Origin of the sequence: Kitasatospora sp. NPDC057015 (genome assembly GCF_042673745.1) — a bacterium.
GTDB lineage: Bacteria > Actinomycetota > Actinomycetes > Streptomycetales > Streptomycetaceae > Kitasatospora.
On record NZ_JBHUSG010000029.1, the window covers coordinates 79,405 to 97,313 of the forward strand.

Annotated in this window: 16 protein-coding genes; 11 read left to right on the forward strand and 5 right to left on the reverse strand. The window is 72.0% G+C overall.

The features are described from left to right. Positions 1-109: 109 nt before the first annotated feature. The 7 genes from ACFTWP_RS24880 to ACFTWP_RS24910 all read left to right on the forward strand — a co-directional run bounded on the left by ACFTWP_RS24880 (position 110) and on the right by ACFTWP_RS24910 (position 10,989). The gene (locus ACFTWP_RS24880) at positions 110-1,321 is read left to right on the forward strand and encodes a cytochrome P450 (protein ID WP_380266962.1); all 1,212 of its coding nucleotides are present in this window, start codon (positions 110-112) and stop codon (positions 1,319-1,321) included. Between the two features lie 58 nt (positions 1,322-1,379). Next, entirely contained in the window at positions 1,380-2,414 is a 1,035-nt protein-coding gene (locus tag ACFTWP_RS24885) for an LLM class flavin-dependent oxidoreductase (protein ID WP_380266963.1), read from the forward strand. Between the two features lie 100 nt (positions 2,415-2,514). Then, positions 2,515-4,203, forward strand: coding sequence for an ABC transporter transmembrane domain-containing protein (locus ACFTWP_RS24890; RefSeq protein WP_380266997.1), 1,689 nt, complete (start codon positions 2,515-2,517; stop codon positions 4,201-4,203). Beyond that, positions 4,200-6,068 (forward strand): ABC transporter ATP-binding protein, encoded by a 1,869-nt coding sequence (locus ACFTWP_RS24895; RefSeq protein ID WP_380266964.1) that lies wholly within the window; start codon positions 4,200-4,202, stop codon positions 6,066-6,068. The genes ACFTWP_RS24890 and ACFTWP_RS24895 overlap by 4 nt, the downstream gene beginning before the upstream one ends. 321 nt (positions 6,069-6,389) lie before the next feature. Continuing rightward, on the forward strand, positions 6,390-8,378 hold the full coding sequence (locus ACFTWP_RS24900; protein WP_380266966.1) for an AMP-binding protein: 1,989 nt from the start codon (positions 6,390-6,392) through the stop codon (positions 8,376-8,378). Next, positions 8,375-9,733 carry a peptide ligase PGM1-related protein gene (locus tag ACFTWP_RS24905; RefSeq protein ID WP_380266967.1) on the forward strand — a complete coding sequence of 453 codons (1,359 nt, stop codon included), beginning with the start codon at positions 8,375-8,377 and terminating at the stop codon, positions 9,731-9,733. The genes ACFTWP_RS24900 and ACFTWP_RS24905 overlap by 4 nt, the downstream gene beginning before the upstream one ends. Next, complete coding sequence (locus tag ACFTWP_RS24910) at positions 9,730-10,989, forward strand: class I SAM-dependent methyltransferase (protein ID WP_380266968.1); 1,260 nt, start codon at positions 9,730-9,732, stop codon at positions 10,987-10,989. Before ACFTWP_RS24905 ends, ACFTWP_RS24910 begins: the two co-directional genes overlap by 4 nt. Positions 10,990-11,093: 104 nt before the next feature. Here ACFTWP_RS24910 and ACFTWP_RS24915 read toward each other — a convergent pair whose 3' ends face one another. Further along, entirely contained in the window at positions 11,094-11,264 is a 171-nt protein-coding gene (locus tag ACFTWP_RS24915; protein WP_380266969.1) for a hypothetical protein, read from the reverse strand. A gap of 68 nt (positions 11,265-11,332) precedes the next feature. Between ACFTWP_RS24915 and ACFTWP_RS24920 the strand changes: the two genes are divergently transcribed. After that, on the forward strand, positions 11,333-11,467 hold the full coding sequence (locus ACFTWP_RS24920) for a phosphatase PAP2 family protein (RefSeq protein ID WP_380266970.1): 135 nt from the start codon (positions 11,333-11,335) through the stop codon (positions 11,465-11,467). A 101-nt stretch (positions 11,468-11,568) separates the two neighbouring features. Here the strand turns inward: ACFTWP_RS24920 and ACFTWP_RS24925 are convergent, their stop codons facing one another. Continuing rightward, on the reverse strand, positions 11,569-12,468 hold the full coding sequence (locus ACFTWP_RS24925) for a phosphotransferase family protein (protein WP_380266971.1): 900 nt from the start codon (positions 12,466-12,468) through the stop codon (positions 11,569-11,571). A gap of 32 nt (positions 12,469-12,500) precedes the next feature. Next, on the reverse strand, positions 12,501-13,901 hold the full coding sequence (locus ACFTWP_RS24930; RefSeq protein ID WP_380266972.1) for a helix-turn-helix domain-containing protein: 1,401 nt from the start codon (positions 13,899-13,901) through the stop codon (positions 12,501-12,503). Positions 13,902-14,159: 258 nt separating this feature from the next. Between ACFTWP_RS24930 and ACFTWP_RS24935 the strand changes: the two genes are divergently transcribed. Beyond that, positions 14,160-14,813, forward strand: coding sequence for an ATP-binding protein (locus ACFTWP_RS24935; RefSeq protein WP_380266973.1), 654 nt, complete (start codon positions 14,160-14,162; stop codon positions 14,811-14,813). A gap of 82 nt (positions 14,814-14,895) precedes the next feature. Here the strand turns inward: ACFTWP_RS24935 and ACFTWP_RS24940 are convergent, their stop codons facing one another. Further along, a complete protein-coding gene (locus ACFTWP_RS24940; RefSeq protein ID WP_380266975.1) occupies positions 14,896-16,044 on the reverse strand; it encodes a helix-turn-helix domain-containing protein in 1,149 nt (382 codons plus the stop codon). A gap of 3 nt (positions 16,045-16,047) precedes the next feature. Then, a complete protein-coding gene (locus ACFTWP_RS24945) occupies positions 16,048-16,470 on the reverse strand; it encodes an NUDIX domain-containing protein (protein ID WP_380266976.1) in 423 nt (140 codons plus the stop codon). Between the two features lie 177 nt (positions 16,471-16,647). On the opposite strand from ACFTWP_RS24945, the gene ACFTWP_RS24950 reads away from it, so the two are divergent. Continuing rightward, complete coding sequence (locus ACFTWP_RS24950) at positions 16,648-17,466, forward strand: TauD/TfdA family dioxygenase (RefSeq protein WP_380266977.1); 819 nt, start codon at positions 16,648-16,650, stop codon at positions 17,464-17,466. Between the two features lie 236 nt (positions 17,467-17,702). Beyond that, entirely contained in the window at positions 17,703-17,873 is a 171-nt protein-coding gene (locus ACFTWP_RS24955; protein ID WP_380266979.1) for an FxLD family lanthipeptide, read from the forward strand. Positions 17,874-17,909: the final 36 nt, after the last annotated feature.

Consider the following 17,909-nt stretch of genomic DNA (forward strand, 5'->3'; position numbering starts at 1 on the left):
CAAGTCCTGAGTCCTGAGCCGGGTGCCCCGAGTACTGTGCCCCGCTCCCCGGCGGCCCCTGATCACCCCGCCCCTCAGCGCCCCACACCATCGAGCGAGAGGAACCGCCGTGCCCCCCGAGCAGGCGCTCGAACCCGAGCCCGTCCGCCACCCCACCGCCCGCTCCTGCCCGTTCGACCCGCCGCCCGAGCTGGGCCGGTACCGGGAGAGCACCCCACTGCGCCGGCTCGCCTATCCGGACGGCCACCTCGGCTGGCTGGTCACCAGCCACCGACTGGCCCGGACCGTCCTGGCCGACGACCGGTTCAGCGCACGGGCCGACCTCAAGCACGTGCCGGTCCCGCGTCCGGCCGCCGACCCTTTCATCGGCGCAGAGGTCCAGCCCGGCTGGTTCGTCGACCTCGATCCGCCCGAGCACACCCGGTACAAGCGGCTGGTCATCAGCAGCTTCACCGCGCGCCGGATGGCCGAACTCCGGCCCCGGATCGAGCGGACCGTCGAGGGGCATCTGGACGCGCTGGCGCAGGCCGGCCCGCCGGCCGACCTGGTCGAGCACTTCGCGCTGCCCGTCCCGTCCACCGCCATCTGCGAACTCCTCGGCGTCCCGTACGGGGACCGGGCCGAGTTCCAGCACAACAGCACGGTCCTGTTCAGCCTCACCGCCGACGCCGGGGAAGGCGTCGAGGCGATGCGCGCGCTCGACGACTTCCTGCTGCGCCTGGTCCGGCACAAGCGCCGGGTCCCCGGCGATGACCTACTCAGCCGGATGGCCTCCACCAGCGACCTCACCGACGCCGAGGTGGCCGGGGCCGGCGTCCTGCTGCTCACCGCCGGCCACGAGACCGTCGCCGGCATGCTCGGCCTCGGCGTCTTCGCCCTGCTCTCGCACCCCCGTGAGTGGCGGCGCCTGCGCGAGCGGCCGGACCTGGCCGACAACGCGGTCGAGGAACTGCTGCGCTACCTGTCGATCTTCCACTTCGGTGTCCCCCGAACGCCGTTGGAGGACGTCGAGCTCGACGGACGGACGATCAGGGCGGGCGAGAGCGTCACCATCTCGCTCTCGGCGGCCAACCGCGACCCGCAGCGGTTCCCTCATCCGGACCGGCTCGACCTCGCCCGCGCCACCGGCGGGCACATCGCCTTCGGGCACGGCATTCACCAGTGCATCGGGCAGAACCTGGCGCGGCTCCAACTACGCGTCGCCTACCCGGCACTGGCCGCCCGCTTCCCCGACCTGCGGCTCGCCGTCCCCGCCGGGGAGGTCCCGCTCGGCGGCGACATGGGCTTCTACGGCGTCCACCGGCTTCCGGTGGCCTGGTGAAGGGACACACGTGCACGTCTACTCGGTGACCCCGCCCTCACGGCCCGGCGAGGGTCCGGTGCCCGTACCCGGTGCCTACCGGGCCCGGGTCGCGGCGACCGCGCGCGCCGCCGAGGCGGCCGGCTGGTCGGGCATCCTGGTGCCGCACAACCTGCGTGAGGTCGACCCCTGGACGGTCGCCTCCTACATCGGCGCGGTCAGCCCCGAGCTGACCCCGCTCGTCGCCGTCCAGCCCTCCGGCACACCCCCGCACACCGCCGCCGCCTGCGCCGCCGCATACGCCGAACTCTACGGCCGTCCGCTGTACTTCAATCTGGTGGCGGGGGCCCGGGACGACGAGATGCACAGCATAGGCGAGCGTCTGGACCACGACGGGCGCTACCGGCGGTTACGGGAGTACGCCCAGGTCCTGCGGGCGCTGCTGGCGGGTGCCGAGGCGGAACTCACCGGCGAGCACTACACGTACCGCCGTCTTCGGCTCGAACCCCGGGCCGCGGTGCTGGCCGGGTGCAAGGTCTTCATCGCGGGCTCGTCGCCGCAGAGCGTGGCACTCGCGGTGGACGAGGCGGACGTGGTGGTCACCCACCCGCTGCCCTTCGAGCGTTGGCGCGAGGAGTCGCTGGATCCGCTGCGGCGGGCCGGCTACCGGGGTGAACTCGGCATCCGGATCGGCATCGTGAGCCGCGAGAGCCGCGCGGAGGCCCGCCGGGTCGCGAACCTGCGCTTCCCCCAGACCTGGCTGGCCCGGCAGGAGACCGTGCTCAAGACCGGTTCGCGGAACCACTGGGCGCGCGACCTCGCCAACTTGGCCGTCGAGCGGGAGGCCGCCGAGGACGGCGCCGACGCGGCGGACCCGACGGACGGCACCTACTGGCTGGGCGCGTTCCGCAGCGGCCGGGCCAGCGCGCCCTTCCTCGTGGGCTCCTACCAGGACGTGGGCGCGGCCCTCGGCGCGTACCTGCGGGCCGGTGTCGACCACGTGCTGCTGAACGGCGTCGACCAGGAGGACCACGCGCACACCGGGATCGCTCTGGAGGAGGCGGCGCGCGCACTCGATGGCATTCGCTACCCCCTTGGCAACGAACATGATTGACGTAGTGTCACGTGCGTGTTGCACGCCTTCGATTGCGTGACTGGCTTCCCTTCGGCGGTGCTAGTCTCGCCGAATGTCCGGACCGGCCCCCACCGACGTGATGTCGGGCCAGAACTCAGTGGAATACCACCGACCGAACCTCCTGCTACGCACTCTCGGCAAACGGTTCCGCGTTCCCGTCACATTCGGCGTGGTCGCCGGAATCGCGGGAATGCTCGCACGTTCGTTCATCCCCGTGGTCATCGGTCTCGCCGTCGACCGGGGACTCGTCGCCCACGACAGACCGGCCCTGCTGCGCTGGGCCGGCCTGCTGGTCGCCCTGGTGCTGGCCCAGTCGATCGCCGGACTGGCCCAGGAGCGGTGCGACTTCAGGAGCATGACCGGCCCCTCGTACCACCTGGTGCACCTGATCAACGCGCAGGCCGCCCGCCTCGGGTCTGGCCTGCGGGCCCGGACCACCAGCGGCGAGGTGGTGAGCATCGGCGTCGGGGACATCGAACCGCTCGGGGCCGCGCTCGCCGCCGGCTCCCGCGGAGTGGGCGCCGTGGTGGCGATCGGCGTGGTCGCCACCATCGTGCTGTCCTCCTCCTGGCAGCTCGGCCTGATCGTGCTGGTCGGCGTGGGCGTCAACTTCTGGCTGCTCGCGCTCCTCCTCGGGCCGCTGCGGCGGCGCCAGCAGGACCTGCGCCGACAGCAGGGCGAACTCATGGGCATGGCCGTGGACATCGCCGGCGGCCTGCGGGTGCTGCACGGCTTCGGCGGCGAGCAGCGCCTCGCCGAGCGCTACCGGCTCGAATCGCAGCTCACCCGGCGCCTAGCCACCCGCACGGCCCGGGTCGAGGCGGCCCTGTCCGGGGTGAAGGTCCTCGTCCCCGGTCTGCTCGCCACCGCGATCGTGTGGCGGGGCGCCGACTTGGTCCTCGCCAGCGAACTGAGCGTCGGCCGTCTGATCGCCTTCTACGGGTACGCGGTCTTCCTGGTGACTCCGCTGCGCTGGCTGACCGAGACGGCTGAACTCCTCACCCGCGCCCAGGTCTCCGCCGCCCGGGTGAGCCGCTTCCTAGCGCTCGAACCGCACCTGGCCGACCAGGGCGCCGCCGACCTGCCGCCCGGGCCCGCGGAACTCGTCGACCCGGAGTCCGGACTCAAGATCCGGCACGGGGAGTTCACCGCCATCGCCTGCTCCTCGACCGGTGAGGCCGCCGAACTCGCCGACCGGCTCGGCCGCTACACCGACTCCGCCGTCACCTGGGGCGACGTTCCGCTCACCGAGCTGCCGCTGGCCGCCGTGCGCGAGCGGATCCTCGTGGTCCACAACGACGACCACCTGTTTGCCGGCCGCCTCGGGCTCGAACTCGACCCCCTGGACCGGGCGGGTGCGGGCGCCCTCGCCGCGCATGCCCGCACCGCCTCCGCCACCGATGTCATCGACCGGCTCCCGCAGGGACTGGACAGCGAAGTGCAGCCGGGCGCACGCGACCTCTCCGGCGGCGAGCGCCAGCGGCTGCGGCTCCTGCGCGCCCTGGCCGTCGCCCCCGAGGTCCTGGTGCTGGTCGAGCCGACCGGCGCCCTGGACGCTCACACCGAGACCCGCGTCGCCCAGCGGCTGCGAGCCGGACGCGCCCGGCGCACCACCGTCGTGTTCACCACCAGCGCGACCGTACTCGGCGAGGCCGACACCGTCCTGTACGTCCGCGACCTCTCCGTGGTCGGCGAGGGCCCGCACAGCGCCCTGCTCGCCGACGCCGACTACCACGCACTCGTGACCCGAGGGAGCGACCCCAGGTGACCGCACTGCCCGTCGTCTCCTCGAAGACCGTCCGCCGCCACGCCCGGCGCCTCCTGCTACGCCACCCCGTCCGCCTCGTCCCCGTGCTGGTGCTGCACGCGCTGGCCGCCGCCCTCGGGCTGACCGCTCCCTGGCTACTGGGCCGGTTGGTGGAGGACGTCCAAGCCGGCCAGGACACCGTCACCACCGTGGTGCCGGCGATCCTCGGCTTCCTGCTGACCCAGTCCGTCCTGATCGGCCTGGCCGTCCACCAGTCCGCCCGGCTCGCCGAGCAGGTCATCGCCGAGCTTCGCGAGGACTTCGTCCGCGACCTGCTCCGGCTTCCCCTCGCCAGGGTCGAGAGCGCCGGGGTCGGCGACCTCGTCACCCGCTCGACCAGGGACGTCGACGCGCTGGCGCGCATCGTCCGGGACGCCGTGCCGAGCTCCCTGGTCGCGCTCACCGCGATCGTCACCACCCTCGGCGCCCTCCTGCTGACCGGCCCGCTCATGGTCGTGCCCTGCCTGCTCGCCCTCCCGCTGCTGTGGCCGGCGGCCCGCTGGTACCTGGCCCGGGCCCGTGACGGGTACCTGCGCGAGCGCTCCTCCTACGCCCGCACCGCCGAGGTGCTCACCGAGACCGTCGAGGGCGCCCGGACGGTCGAGGCCCTCGGCACCGCCCCATGGCGGGTGGAGCGGATGCGGCGGGCGGCCCGGGAGTCGTACGGCGCCGAGCGCCACACGCTCTGGCTGCGCAGCGTCTTCCTGCCCGTCACCGACACGGCCATCGCCGTCCCGACGATCGCCACGCTCGTCCTCGGCGGCATCGGCTACGACCGGGGTTGGGTCTCCCTCGGGGCGGTCACCGCGGCCACCCTGTACGCCCAGCAGCTAGCGGGCCAGATCGACGTGCTGCTCTACCAGCAGGACAAGCTGCAGGTCGGCGGCGCCTCGATGGCGCGCCTGCTCGGGGTGAGCGAGGCGGCCGCGGTGGGCGGGGCGGGCGGGGGCCGTCCGCAAGAGGACCGACCGGGCACCGACGCGGTGGACCCCGCGGTCCCGTCCGCGCCGCGGACGGAGGCACGGGTGAAGGCACGGGTCAGGACACCGACCCGGGCGTGGGCAGGGACCGGGGCTGGAGCAGGGACCGCGGCGCGGGACATCGTGCTGCTCTCAGTCAGCCACGCCTACCAGGGCGGACCCGACGTCCTGCACGACATAGACCTGACCGTCCGCGCGGGGGAACGGCTCGCCGTCGTCGGACCGTCCGGCGCGGGCAAATCCACCCTCGGCCGGCTGATCGCCGGGATCGACCGGCCCCGCGCGGGTTCGATCACCGTCGCGGGCCTTCCCCTGGACCGCCTGTCCCGGTCCGAACTGCGCGCCGAGATCGCCATGGTGACCCAGGATTACCACGTCTTCCGGGGTTCCGTCCGCGACAACCTCCTCCTGGCACGGTCCACCGCCGACGACCGCGAGATCGACCGGGCGCTGACGGCCGTCGGCGCCGACGGCTGGGTCACCGAACTGGGCCTGGACACCCCGCTCCACGACGGCGGTCGCCGGCTCTCCCCGGCCGAGGCCCAGCAGCTCTCGCTCGCCCGGCTGCTGCTCACCGACCCGCACACCCTCGTCCTCGACGAGGCGACCTCACTCCTCAACCCGCGGCTCGCCCGCGACCTGGAACGGTCGCTGGCGGCCGTCTCCCAGGGCCGCACGGTGATCTCCATCGCCCACCGGCTGCACACCGCCTACGACGCCGACCGGGTGGTCGTCCTGGAGGACGGCCGCATCGTGGAGAGCGGGCCGCACCGGGACCTGCTCGGACTGGACGGCGCCTACGCCGCCCTCTGGCGCTCCTGGCACGGCGAGGGCGCCCGCGCCTGACCCCACCCCCGCGTCGGCCCGTGTCCGGCCCCGCGCTCCGGCGCCCGCCGGCAGGGCCGGACGCCTTTCCCGCAGGGGCCTGCTTCCGGAGCACCGCGCATTTCCGCGAGAACGTCTCGCCATTCCCGACGTCCGTGCGCAAATCCTTTGCTCAGATGATCGGTTGACGCACTGACGGGCGCCGCGATTTCATGAGGGGAACAGCGGGAAATGGGAGTGCGTCACGCACCCGAAGGACCGACCGTGTGCGGACTGCCACGGCGGGCAATTCCCGGTCTCCGAATCCAGCCGTGTCCGCTACCCAGGTGGTGAGGGAGTTCGATGGAGGCTCAAGCGATCCCGGTCGAGGCGCGGCACGGACCCGCTGCGACCCCGGCACCTACGACGCAGACACCCGCAACACAGGCACCCACGACGCCAGCGACCGTACCACCGGCGGGCGACGACGGGACGCTGACCGGCCGGTTCCGAGCGACGGCCACCGCCCACCCGGACCGCACGGCGGTCCGCGGGCCCTCGGGCGCCTACTCCTACCGGGAGTTGGACCGCCTCACCGACGCCACCGCCCACCGACTGGCCGCAGCGGCCCCCGCCGGCGGGCGAATCGCCCTGCTCTGCGAACACGACCTCGGCGCGGTCGTCGGGATCTGGTCGGTCCTCAAGAGCGGCAACGCGTACGTCCCGCTCGACCCCCGCCAGCCCGACGGACGGCTGACTCGGATCCTGGCCGACGCCGACGTGTCCGCGATCGCGTACGACACCCCGCTCGCCCAGCGGGCCCGCTCGCTGGCCCAGGGAACGCCGCTCGTCGAACTACCCGGCCGTCCGGGGACAGGGCCCGCCCCCGAGGGCGGGGAGCCGCGGGCTCCGTTGCCGGAGCCGACCGGCGGCTCGGTCGCCTACCTGCTGCACACCTCCGGCTCCACCGGCCGCCCCAAGGCCGTCGTGCAGAATCACCGCAACGTCCTCGGCCACGCCCTGGAGTACGCCCGCCGAATCCGGATCGGCCCCTCCGACGAGGTGTCGCTCACGGCGCGCTACACCTTCGACGCCGCGGTCATGGACGTGTTCGGCGCCCTGCTGAGCGGCGCGGGCCTGAACGTCCTGGAGCCGCTGCTCCCTGCGGCGGAGCTGCGCGCCGCGCACAGCCGTGCGGGCACCACTGTGCTGCACTGCACTCCGTCGCTCTTCCGGCACCTGCTCTCCGACCTCAACGACACCGACGGCACCGGCAAGACCCTCAGGACCGCCGGGCGCGACCTGCCGGTGGAAGGAACCCCGTCCCCGGGCGCTGCCCCGGACCCTGACCCGGACCTGGCGTCGGTGCGGGTGGCCGTCCTAGGCGGCGAGGAGGCCGTCGGAGCCGATCTACGTCAGTTCCGGCGGCACTTCAGGGCAGATGCCGTGCTGGTCAACGGCCTCGGGCCGACCGAGTGCACCCTGATCCTCCAGCACCGTGCTGGTCCCGCCGACGCCGACCGCCCCTCGGTGCCGGTCGGCCATCCGGTGGAGGGCGTCCGGGTGGAACTCCAGGACGCAAATGGCCGCCCGAGCGCCACGGCCGGCGAGCTCGTGGTGATCGGCGAGCGCGTCGCCCTCGGTTACTGGCGACAGGCCGAGGCGACCGCCGCCGCCTTCGGCACCCGCCCCGACGGTACGCGGTACTACCGCACGGGGGACCTGGTCCGCAGGCTCCCCGACGGATCGCTGGTCCACGAAGGCCGCAAGGACCGGCAGGTGAAGATCCGCGGCCACCGCGTCGAGCCGGGCGAGGTGGAGAACCGGCTGCGCGCCCACCCGAGTGTCGCCCAGGCCGCGGTGGTGCTCGACGCACCGCCCGGGAGCGCGCCCCGACTGGTCGCCTACGTCACCAGCGCCGCCGGACTCCCCGCCGAGGAGGATGAGTTGGCCGACTACCTGGGCAGGCAACTGCCCGAGTACGCCGTCCCGGGGCGCACCGTCGTGCTCGAGCGCATGCCGCTCGGGCCGACCGGCAAACTCGACCGCGCGGCACTGCCCGCACCGCCCGAGCGGCCCGAACCGGGTAGCGACCTGCCGACGACACCGGTGGAACGGCAGGTGGCCGGCCTCTGGTGCGACGTCCTCGGCACCGCCGCCGGTGTCGGAACGAACTTCATCGCCGCCGGCGGCGACTCCATCCGACTGCTGGAACTGCTGACCCGGATCAGGGCCGACCTGGGCGTCGAGATCCGGCTCGCCGAATTCCTGCGGGCTCCGACGATCGCCACGCTCGCCCTACTCGTCGAACGCGACGGCCGGCTCCGGCCGTCCGGGAGGGAACACCAGTGACCCGAGTACTTATCGGCAACGACTTCAGCGAGGACGCGCGCACCGACCGCGGATGGACCGGCTGGTGGGTCCAACGGCTGGCCTGGTTCGCGCGTGAGGGCGACGTCCTCGTGCTTCCGGTGGCGCCCGAGGCCGACTTCCTGGCCTACGTCACCGCGCTGACCGGGGTCCCGGCCGGCTCACTGCGCGCGGTGGTCCCGCCGCCGGGCGCGACGGGGACCGGCACGCTCTCCCCGGACCGGCTGGCCGACCCGGTCTTCCTGCGCGAGCTGCGCGAGGCCATCGGCACTCGCCGGGTCACGGAGGTCTTCCCCCTCTGGCCGGACGTCCCGGTCGCCCGGCTCGTGAGGGAGCTCGGGATCGCGGCGGCGCTGCCGGGCTACGGCTTCGTGGACCAGGCCGGCGGCTTGCTGCTGAACAGCAAGTCGGCCTTCCGGGCGATCGCCGGCGGTGCCGGAGTCCCGGTGCCACAGGGGACGGTCGGCACGAGTGCCGAGGCCGTCGAGCCGACCGTCCTGGAGCTGCTGGCCCTGGGCCATCCGGCCATCGTGAAGCACGACTTCCTCTCCGGCGGCCACGGCAACGAGATCCTCAACTCCAGCGGCCCGGTGCGGCCGGTGGGCGCCCGCCGGGTCGTCGAGGTCCGCGACCGCGACGAGGTCCGCGCCTACCTGGCGGACCGCTGGGAATGGCTCACCGGCGGCGGACGCAGCCGCCCCGTCGTCGAGCGCTACTACCGCGACAGCTCCGCCTACTTCGCCGAGTTCCTGATCTCCGACGCGGGCATCCGGCTGACCGGCACGGGCGAGCTGCTGTCGGCACCGTACGCGGTGGGCCAGATCATGCCGGCCGTCGGGCTGGAGCCGCACACCTTCCAGCGGCTCGTCGAACTCGGCCGTCGGCTCTGCGAACCGCTGCACGCGCTGGGCTACCGGGGCACGCTCGGCGCGGACGCGATCGTCACCCCGGACGGGGAGGTGCTGTTCACCGAGTACAACGGCCGGGTCACCGGGTCCACCCACATCTACGGGGTGATCGGGGAGCAGGTGGTCGGCCCGGGCTACGGCGAGGACCGGGTGATCCTGGAACGAGTCTGGCCGGAGGGATGGTCGGTCCCCTCCTTCGCGGCGGCCGTCGAGCGCCTAGCCGCCACCGGCACCGGGTGGAACCCCGGCACCCGGACCGGTGTCGTCCTGACCAACGCCTTCGACGGCGAACACGGCGTGATGTACTGCATCGTCGCGGCGGACCTGGACGACGCCTGGGCCCGGGACGCCGCGCTGAAGGACGTCTTCGGCGCGCCGGCCTCCCCCGCCGCCGCCACGACCGCTGCCCTCCCGGGCGGGCGGGCATGAGCACGGGTGCGGACACCAGCCTCGACCCTCGCACGGACCCGCCGCCGCCCGGTACCGACGGCCCCGGCCGGCCCCCGGCCGTCCGCGAGGTGGTCGCCGGCGGCGCGGTGATCCGGGTCCTGGTGGACGACGGCGCACCAGAGGACGTGCCGTCCCCCGCGCCCGCATCGGCGCCGGTGCTCTGGCCGAGCATCGGCGAGTACCCGATCTACGATCCGACCTCGTACCGTGTCCTCGCCACCGACGAGGAACGCAACAGCCGCTTCCGGACGGCCCTCAGCCGACTCGCCCCCGGCCGTACGGTGCTGGACCTCGGAACCGGGCAGGAGCTGGTCTGGGCCCGCGAGGCGCTCAGGGCAGGCGCCCGGCACGTGGTGGCCATGGAGGAGATGCCCGCCTCGTACGCGGGGGCCCTGGACAACCTGCACGCCCTCGGCCTGGAACGGGAGATCACCCTGCTCAACGGCGCCTCCGGCGCCCTGGAGTCCGGCTCCCGGGCTGAGGTCTGCGTCGCGGAGGTCATCGGCTCCCTCGCCGGAGCCGAGGGGGCCGCGGCCGTGCTCACGGACGCCCGCCGGCGCCATCTCGTGCCGGGCGGCACGATCGTCCCCGACCGGGCCGTCACCCTCGCCGCCCCGGCCTGCCTGCGCGGACTGCTCGGGGGCCGTACCCCCGCGTTCTCGCCGGCGGGAGTCACCTATCTGCAACGGATCTTCGACTGGAACGGCGCCCCGTTCGACGTCCGGCTCCGGATCCGGGACCCGGCCGTCGACGCCGTCCTGTCGCCCGGCGAGCCGGTGGAGGTCCTCGACTTCAACGGTGACCTGCTGGTCGGCCAGCACCGGGCGGCGCACCTGGTGATCGACCGCCCCGGCTCGGTCGACGGCATCCTGACCTGGCTGGAACTGCGCTGCCTGCCGGACGGCGAACCCCTCGACGCACTGGCCGTGAAGTCGAGTTGGGCCTCCGTCTACCTGCCGCTATTCGACTCCGAGATTCCGGTCGTCCCCGGCGACACCATCGATCTCGCCTTCACCACGACGCTCAGCGACGACGGCCTCCACCCGAACTATCGCGTGGAGGCGATCCTACGCACCGCGGACGGCGTGATCCGCACGGGCGCCCACCATTCCCCCCACCACGGCACCACCTTCCGGGACCGCCCCCTCTACCGCACCCTCTTCCCTCAGCCCGCCCTGCCCCCAGCAGATCCGCGCCCACCTGCACTCAACACCCGCGCCAACCGGAGGGATTGACCCGCCGCCAAGTCCTGTCCTTGCCGTCCGGGTGATGCCCGCCTCCCGGCGGAAGACCCCGGCACGGCACACCTGTGGTCCCGGCGAGGCGCCGGGAGCACAGGTCAGGGAAGGGAGCCGTGGCGGCCGACCGAGTGGCGTGACAGCCGCCGCACGAGCTCGTCAATGTGGGTCAGCACCTCCTCCGGAGCGAGGTCGAGGTCCGAGAGGATCTGGATCGCGGTACGCAACCGGCCCGCCGCGGCGACCTCGCGAGCCGCTGTGGTGCCGGCCACGAAAGCGACCCTCGCGGACGACAGCGGAACCGCATCGGCCCAGGCACCGGAGTTCGCCGCCGGGGTAGATGCTGCCCACCATCCTCGGCGCCGCCGCGATCGGCTGGTCACGAATCATCCTCAAGGCCCACACGGTCGGACAGGTTCTCGCGGGTACCGCACTGGGCGGCACCGCGGCCCTGTGCTTCGCCCTGCTGCGCTGACGACACGCATCTTCCACCCCTTGAAGGGCGCGCTCCCCCAGAGCTCCCCTTCGGCTGCGACGCGGGCATTGGCAGCGCCTCCCCCGTGATCCCCGCCAGCGTCACAGAATGTGCCAGCGCAGCCCGTCGTCACCCTCACGCAGGCCGGCGATCCGGCGGACGACCTCCACCAGCGTTGCCGAACCTGGTGCGGACCGCTTCGCGTTCGTTGTGATCATCCTCAACTCACGCAGATCCCGAAGAACTCGGTACCCCTCCCACTGGACGACGTCGAAGCCGTACGACCGGGCGAAGGCCTCGTAGTGCGCCCTGCCGTACCCGAACCTCCGACAGTGGATCTCGATCGTCACCAGGTCGATCTCCGGTTGCCCGTAGCTGGCCGTGTCCCAGTCACAGAGCACGGCAACCGGTCCGTCGTGCAAGGCGTTCCGATGCTGCGGGTCCCCCTGAAGCAGCGCCGGCGTCAGCGGGAAGCGGATCCCCAAGAGGGACTCCTGCAGCCTGTCGAGACGGGCGGACAGGTAGTGGAGATCTTCGGCGGCGAGCACCGTGATCGCGTTCAGGGAGCGGCGGATCGCCCCGACCGTGTCGAGCGTACGGAGGGGGAACGGTGGGGCCGGCAGCTCATGGAGCAGCTTCAGTGGGTGGGCGAGTTGTTGTGCCGCGACCGGGTGGTCGGGCTGGGGCAGGTACTTCCAGAACGTGACCGCATGCCCGTCGACAAGAACCGGCTGTTCCAGCGGCAGCAGGGAGACAGTTGGGAAGTCCATGCCGACCAGCCACTCGACCAGCCGGACCGTCCGGCGCACCTCCTCGGCGTTCGAGCCGCGCCGCGCGATCTTGACCACTACCGGGCTGGAGGCCAACAGGAAGACGGCATTGGTGTGCCCGCGGAGGACAGTGGCGCCTGACGCGTCCAGGCCCACCGTGCGGCAGGCGGCGTCGAGAACGTGGCCTACTTCGGACTCACTGAAGCCGCCGATCCGGCTCGGTGCACTCATGTCCTTAAGGCTGACGGACGACGGCCTCACTGTCACATCGTTCCCGGCGGTAATGCGAGAACGTCGCCCAGTTCGCGAACCGCGCGCGTCGTACGTAGCCGGTCCGGCAGTATGTCGATCACCGCCCGCGCCCGGGAGCCAAGGATCTCCGTTCGGTGGGCCTCCGGCACCTGAAGGTAGGTGCGGCCGGCCAGTTGGCAGGCTTCCGCGAGGCTTCGCTCCTTGATCAGGCAGACGGCCTGATCAAGTCTGAGGAGTGCCGGATCGATCCCCGTGCGGTCGGGGTACAGGACGAGCGCCTGCTGCTGCGCGGCGCGTGCCCGGCCGGTTTCGCCGAGGTAGGTGTAGGTGCCGCTGAGGTAGAGGAAAAGGCGGCGCTCCGGGAAGCCCCACGCGTCCTCGGGGTCGCCCTGGTCGCAGCGTTCGAACATGTCCTGTGCGTGGTGGATCGCCCTGTGGGCCTCCGCCGTCCTGCCCAGCCGCGCGAGCGCTCGCGCCTCGGCCGCTGCTGCCAGGGCGCCCGTGGCCGTGGGACGCCCTCGGTTGAGCAGTCGGGCCTGGCGTGCCAGTTCGGCGGCCTTCTCCAGCGGACCGTAGTAGTACGGCAACATCGCGGCCTGAACGCGGACCCTGGCCCTGAGGTCGACGCTGCCACTGTCGTCGGCTGCCATGCGCGCTGTCCCGTACCAGCGCTCGGAATCGTCCAACCTTCCCAGCTTCATCAACGCGTCCGCGATCAGGGCCGACACGACTGCGGTCATTTCGGACAGCCGTACCTGAACGTTCGCGGGCTGGCGTTCCGCCGCATGCAGCCGGATCTCCTCCAGATCCCCCAGGAGCCGGCCGAGCATCACGGCCGGCGCCGTGAACACGTAGTCACGGCGCAGGCCCATCACACGCTCGTCCAGGAGCTCCAGCTGGGTCGTGCTCACTGTCGTCAGCGCGAGGGTGCGTTCTACCGCCCTGCGGGCGGAGTCCACCAGGGAGCTGATCGAATCGCTTGCAGCATGGCGCGAGCCGGCCTGCGTCGGCAGGCGCACAGGTGTACTCCCAAGCGCGGCGCACACGGGGCGGTGGTGCACCTCCGCGGCTTCACCCCAGCCACGGTAGTCCCCCATGAGCCCGAGGGTGGTGGTGTCGGTCCGGTACAGGCGACAGAGCAGGTCGATCGTCCCTGCGCGGGGCTGCCGGCCCGTCTCCCAGTGCCCGAGCTGGTCGGCGTCGAGCCTGGGACGGGCGATGCCCTCCTCGTCGCAGAGCTCGATCAAGACGTCCACGGCTTCCTTCAACGTCCAGCCATGGGCGAGCCGATGGGCCCGCAGGCGGCTGACCCCACAGCAGTCGATGAGCTCATCGACGATTCGTTGGATGCTCCGATCCCCTGCCGTCCCCTCGGCGCGAAGGCGCTCTGCGCAGACCAGGCCGTGGGCCATCCCAGTCACCCCCTCGACTGTCGGCTTCGGCTTCTCAGCGTAGTGATCCGGCGTACGGAGCGTGCCGGAACCAGTAACTGATTACTGCTCCGTTCTGCTGGACGGCACGACGCCAGTGACTTCCGCCCTCACCCGCAACTACCTCCTGTTGTCGCCGGTCGGTGCCCTCGCGAACCTTACGGCACCTGCGATCGACCACCAGGCGCCGGACTTCCACGGAACGAACCGGGCGACCTGCACGAACCGGAGGACCTCGTCTTGACCGCTGAATCCTTCTCGACGCCCGCAAGGGCATCCGAGATCTCCAAAGTCCGCCGACACGTTCCTGTCGCCTTGGCGAAGGTCGGCGTCAAACTGCCGCCGGACGACGCCGACACGGTCGTCCTGCTGGTGTCCGAACTCGCGACCAACGCCGTCGTCCACGGCAGCCACGGGGACGATCCCTCGGCGACACTCACGATCGAGTTCACATTCATACGCCCGACCCGCCGTCTTCGCGTCCAGGTGCTCGACGCCGGCCGCGGTCGGCCCCGTAGGAAGATCGCCGGTCCCGAAGCCGAGGACGGCCGCGGACTGTTCCTCGTGGCTCAACTGGCCATCGACCACGGGACAGAGGTCGTCGAGGGCGGCGGAACGATCGTCTGGTTCGAAGTCCCCGTAGCCACCGGCCCGGTCGGCACAGAGCCAGGCGGCCGGCCGTCGACGAGCTCTCATGGCACGGCCGGAAGGCGCGCCCCCGAACAGGGACGGCAACGGGACCCCCTCGGAGCGGCAATCACCGCGTGCTGGGCAGCGGGCCACGTGATCGTCCTGGGTCTTCTCGGGCAGGTCGTCAACCAATCGGTCGAGGCCACGCCGGCATTGCCGCCCATCGTCCCGTTCGCCGCCGTCGACGCTGCTGCCGACGCTTAACTCCGCCACCGCACAGCACCGTTCGCACGGCAATTCCCCCGACTGCAGAAGGAGGTTCCTCGTGAATCCCGTCCTCGCATCGTCACGCAGCTATCTCTGCACGCAGGCGGCTGAGAGCCTCCTCGGCCTCCTCCCTGACATCGGGCAGGTCCTGGCTCGCACGCACCACCCGCTGGAGCTGGTGCGGAAGGCGATGCATCGCCGCTCCCTTGACGGCGGCGGTCATCTGCTCGCGGGCAGCACTGCGGTCGCCCCGTCGTGCCAGCACCTGACCGGCGGTGATGGCGGAGATGATCTGCCACTGCGCGCTGGTCCGCAGGCTCGGACTCGGTGCACGGTCCAGCAGGGCGACGGCCTCGCCGATACGACCGACCGCGGCCAGCCCTCGCAGTTGGACTTCGTGGTGGGTGAATTCCGAGAACAGCGGGGTCACCGATGCAACGTCGAGCAGTCGCCGCCCCTCGGTCACGGCCGAGTCGAACAAGGCGGCGTGCCCGGCGTTGCCTGCTGCCCGGCCCAGCAGAATGATGGCCTCGGCCCGTTCCGTGGGGGTGCCGGCGAGGTCACGGGCAAGGGTCAGCCGATCCAGTGCGGCACCCAGCATGCGGGCCTTGCGCAGTTCGTTGCCGTGGTGGCGCAGGGCAAAGGCGTGCAGGCCGCGGTCGCCCAGCCGACGAGTGATCGCCGTGCCCTTACCGGTCCAGCGTGCGGCCGTGGCGAGGCGTTCCTCGGGCAGGACGTGGCCGAGCGCAACGCCGAGGCCGACACGGGCGCGGGCCAGCAGGCGCAGCACGTCGGTCTCGGTGTAACCGTCAGCTGCTCTTGCTTCGAGACGGGCGACGAGCGGCCAGAGCTCGTCGACGGCGGCAGCTGCTTTGCCGGCCTGACGGGCGATCTCGGCCAGGCGCAGGACGCTGTCGGCGAACTGGACCATGGCGCGGTGGTCCCCGTCGGCGTCGTCGGTGACCCCGAGGACGTGGGGCGGCAGCGCGAGGCGTTCGGCGATCTGCCGCAGGGCGACGACGTCGGTGATGGTCCTGCTGCCCGTCTCGACCCGGGAGATGTAGGAGGTCGAGTACCCGAGCAGAGTGCCGAGTTCCTCCTGTGGCAGGTGGTGCAACTCGCGGTAGAAGACGAGGATCTCGGGCAGCCTGCGGCGGCTCAGGATGGCCTGCGCCCTGGGAGTGGCCCAGTGCCAGCGGATGCCATCGTGCGGGTCCGGCCGGCCCATCGGTCAGCTCCGGTCGAGCAGTTCGTACCACCGGGCGACCGAGTCCTTGTAGCCCTGAGGCATGACGAGGCCGGGAACTTCGTCGCGCCGGAAGAGGCCGGCCTCCTTGTGTTCGTGGCTCACGACCGCGGGCCGGTGGGCGTCTGTCGCGGTGCAGCCGTACGTGACGATGAAGACCAGGCGGCCGGGCAGCGGCTCGTACATCCACGTGTCCAGCAGCGGGCCGGCCGTGGCGGTCCAGCCGCATTCCTCGCGGATCTCGGTCTCCACCCGCGTTTCGGGCCGCTCCTTGCCTTCGAGTTTCCCGCCCGGCAGTTCCCATTCCTGGCGCTCGTTCTTCAGCAGCAGGACCCTGCGCTGCGGGTCGAGCACCACACCCTTGATCGAGATCGGGAACTTCGGCGGCACATAGAGCTGATCAGTCATCTCTTCTTCCACGGCGCGCGGGCGGGCACGGGCACGTCGAACGTAGCAGCCGTCCGGCGCCCCGGACTCCCGACTTCTGGTGATCGGGCTTTGACAATCTGTCACTTCACTCGGGGAGGGCGAGGCGAGGAGAGTGTGCCGTCTCCCGTCCGCCACGTCTCACGAGGGGGATCCACCATGCCGTATCCCGATACCGCACCCGCCTCCGCGGATGAGGAGTTCACCCCGGCGTCACTGGGCAGCGATGCGCGAGGGCGAGCCGACGCGGTGCTGCGAGAGCGCGGCGTGGTGCGGCTCGGCAGGCTGGGCGGGCGTGACGACGTCCTGTACGCGGCGAAGCAAATGATGTCCGGGCTATGGCCGCATCGTGATGCCGACCCCGACGGGCTGACCGTCATCCGCGACACGGGCCGCCACGTAGATCGGGTGGGCCTCGCCGGCCTCGGGCGCGGCGGCCTCGACCTGCACACCGAATCCGCGCAGTACCCGCGACCGCCGCGTCTCCTTCTCCTGGCGTGCGCACGAGCGGGCGACTCGGGCGGGGAGAGTCTGCTGGTGGACGGCCGGGCCGTCCTCGCGGAGCTGGCCGCGTTCCACCCAGCTGCGCTGGAGGCTCTTGCGGCGCCGCGGGCCGCGTTCTTCGGCGGAGCGGACGGACGATTCACGCCCGTGCTGGAACAACTTCCGGGCGGCCGGTGGCGCCTGCAGCTGCGCCAGGACTCCCTCGCCCGGTTCTCGCCGGCGGCCGAAGTACATCTGCCCGCCCTACGCCTGGTCATCGACCGCCACGCGTCCCGGCTGCGTCTGGCCGCCGGGCAGGGAATCGTCCTGGACAACCATCGCTTCCTGCACGGCCGGACGGCGTTCCGAGGCGAACGGCTGCTGCTGCGCGCGCTCGGGGATCCGCACCTCTTGACCGGCTTGCGGGCGGGCTTTTCCGCGCCTTGGTCAGTGCGCGGCGCCGAACCGTCGGCGCCGGGGGAAGCGGCTGTGTAGCGGCAAACGGAGCAGAGCCGTTCACCGCGCTCCCTGACGGCAGCGTGCTCGTCCGTCCCGCTTTGCCCCTGACCGCGGGGGCAGTCGCCGCCCTCGACGAGCTTCGCACCTTGAACCCGCCCGGGTGAGTCCCGACCTTCAGCTGCCCCGACACCTCACCGTCTCCTGGTGATGCGAGACGCATCCCGCACCTCGACGCCAGGTCCCGCAAGGGAAATCCCAACAGGAGGAACCACATGGCTCAGAAGATCACGGCCGACAGCCTGGTCGCCCCGCTCACCGGCGTCGCCGACGAGTTCGACCTCGACATCCGCACCGTCGAGACGGCCGATGCGGCCAGCCTGCAGGTGCTGACCGACGACGGCTGCGGCAGTACCTGCGGTGCCTGCACCACCGGCCTGCACTGACGCCGCCCGGCCGGTGCACGAACCAGGTCCCCGTGC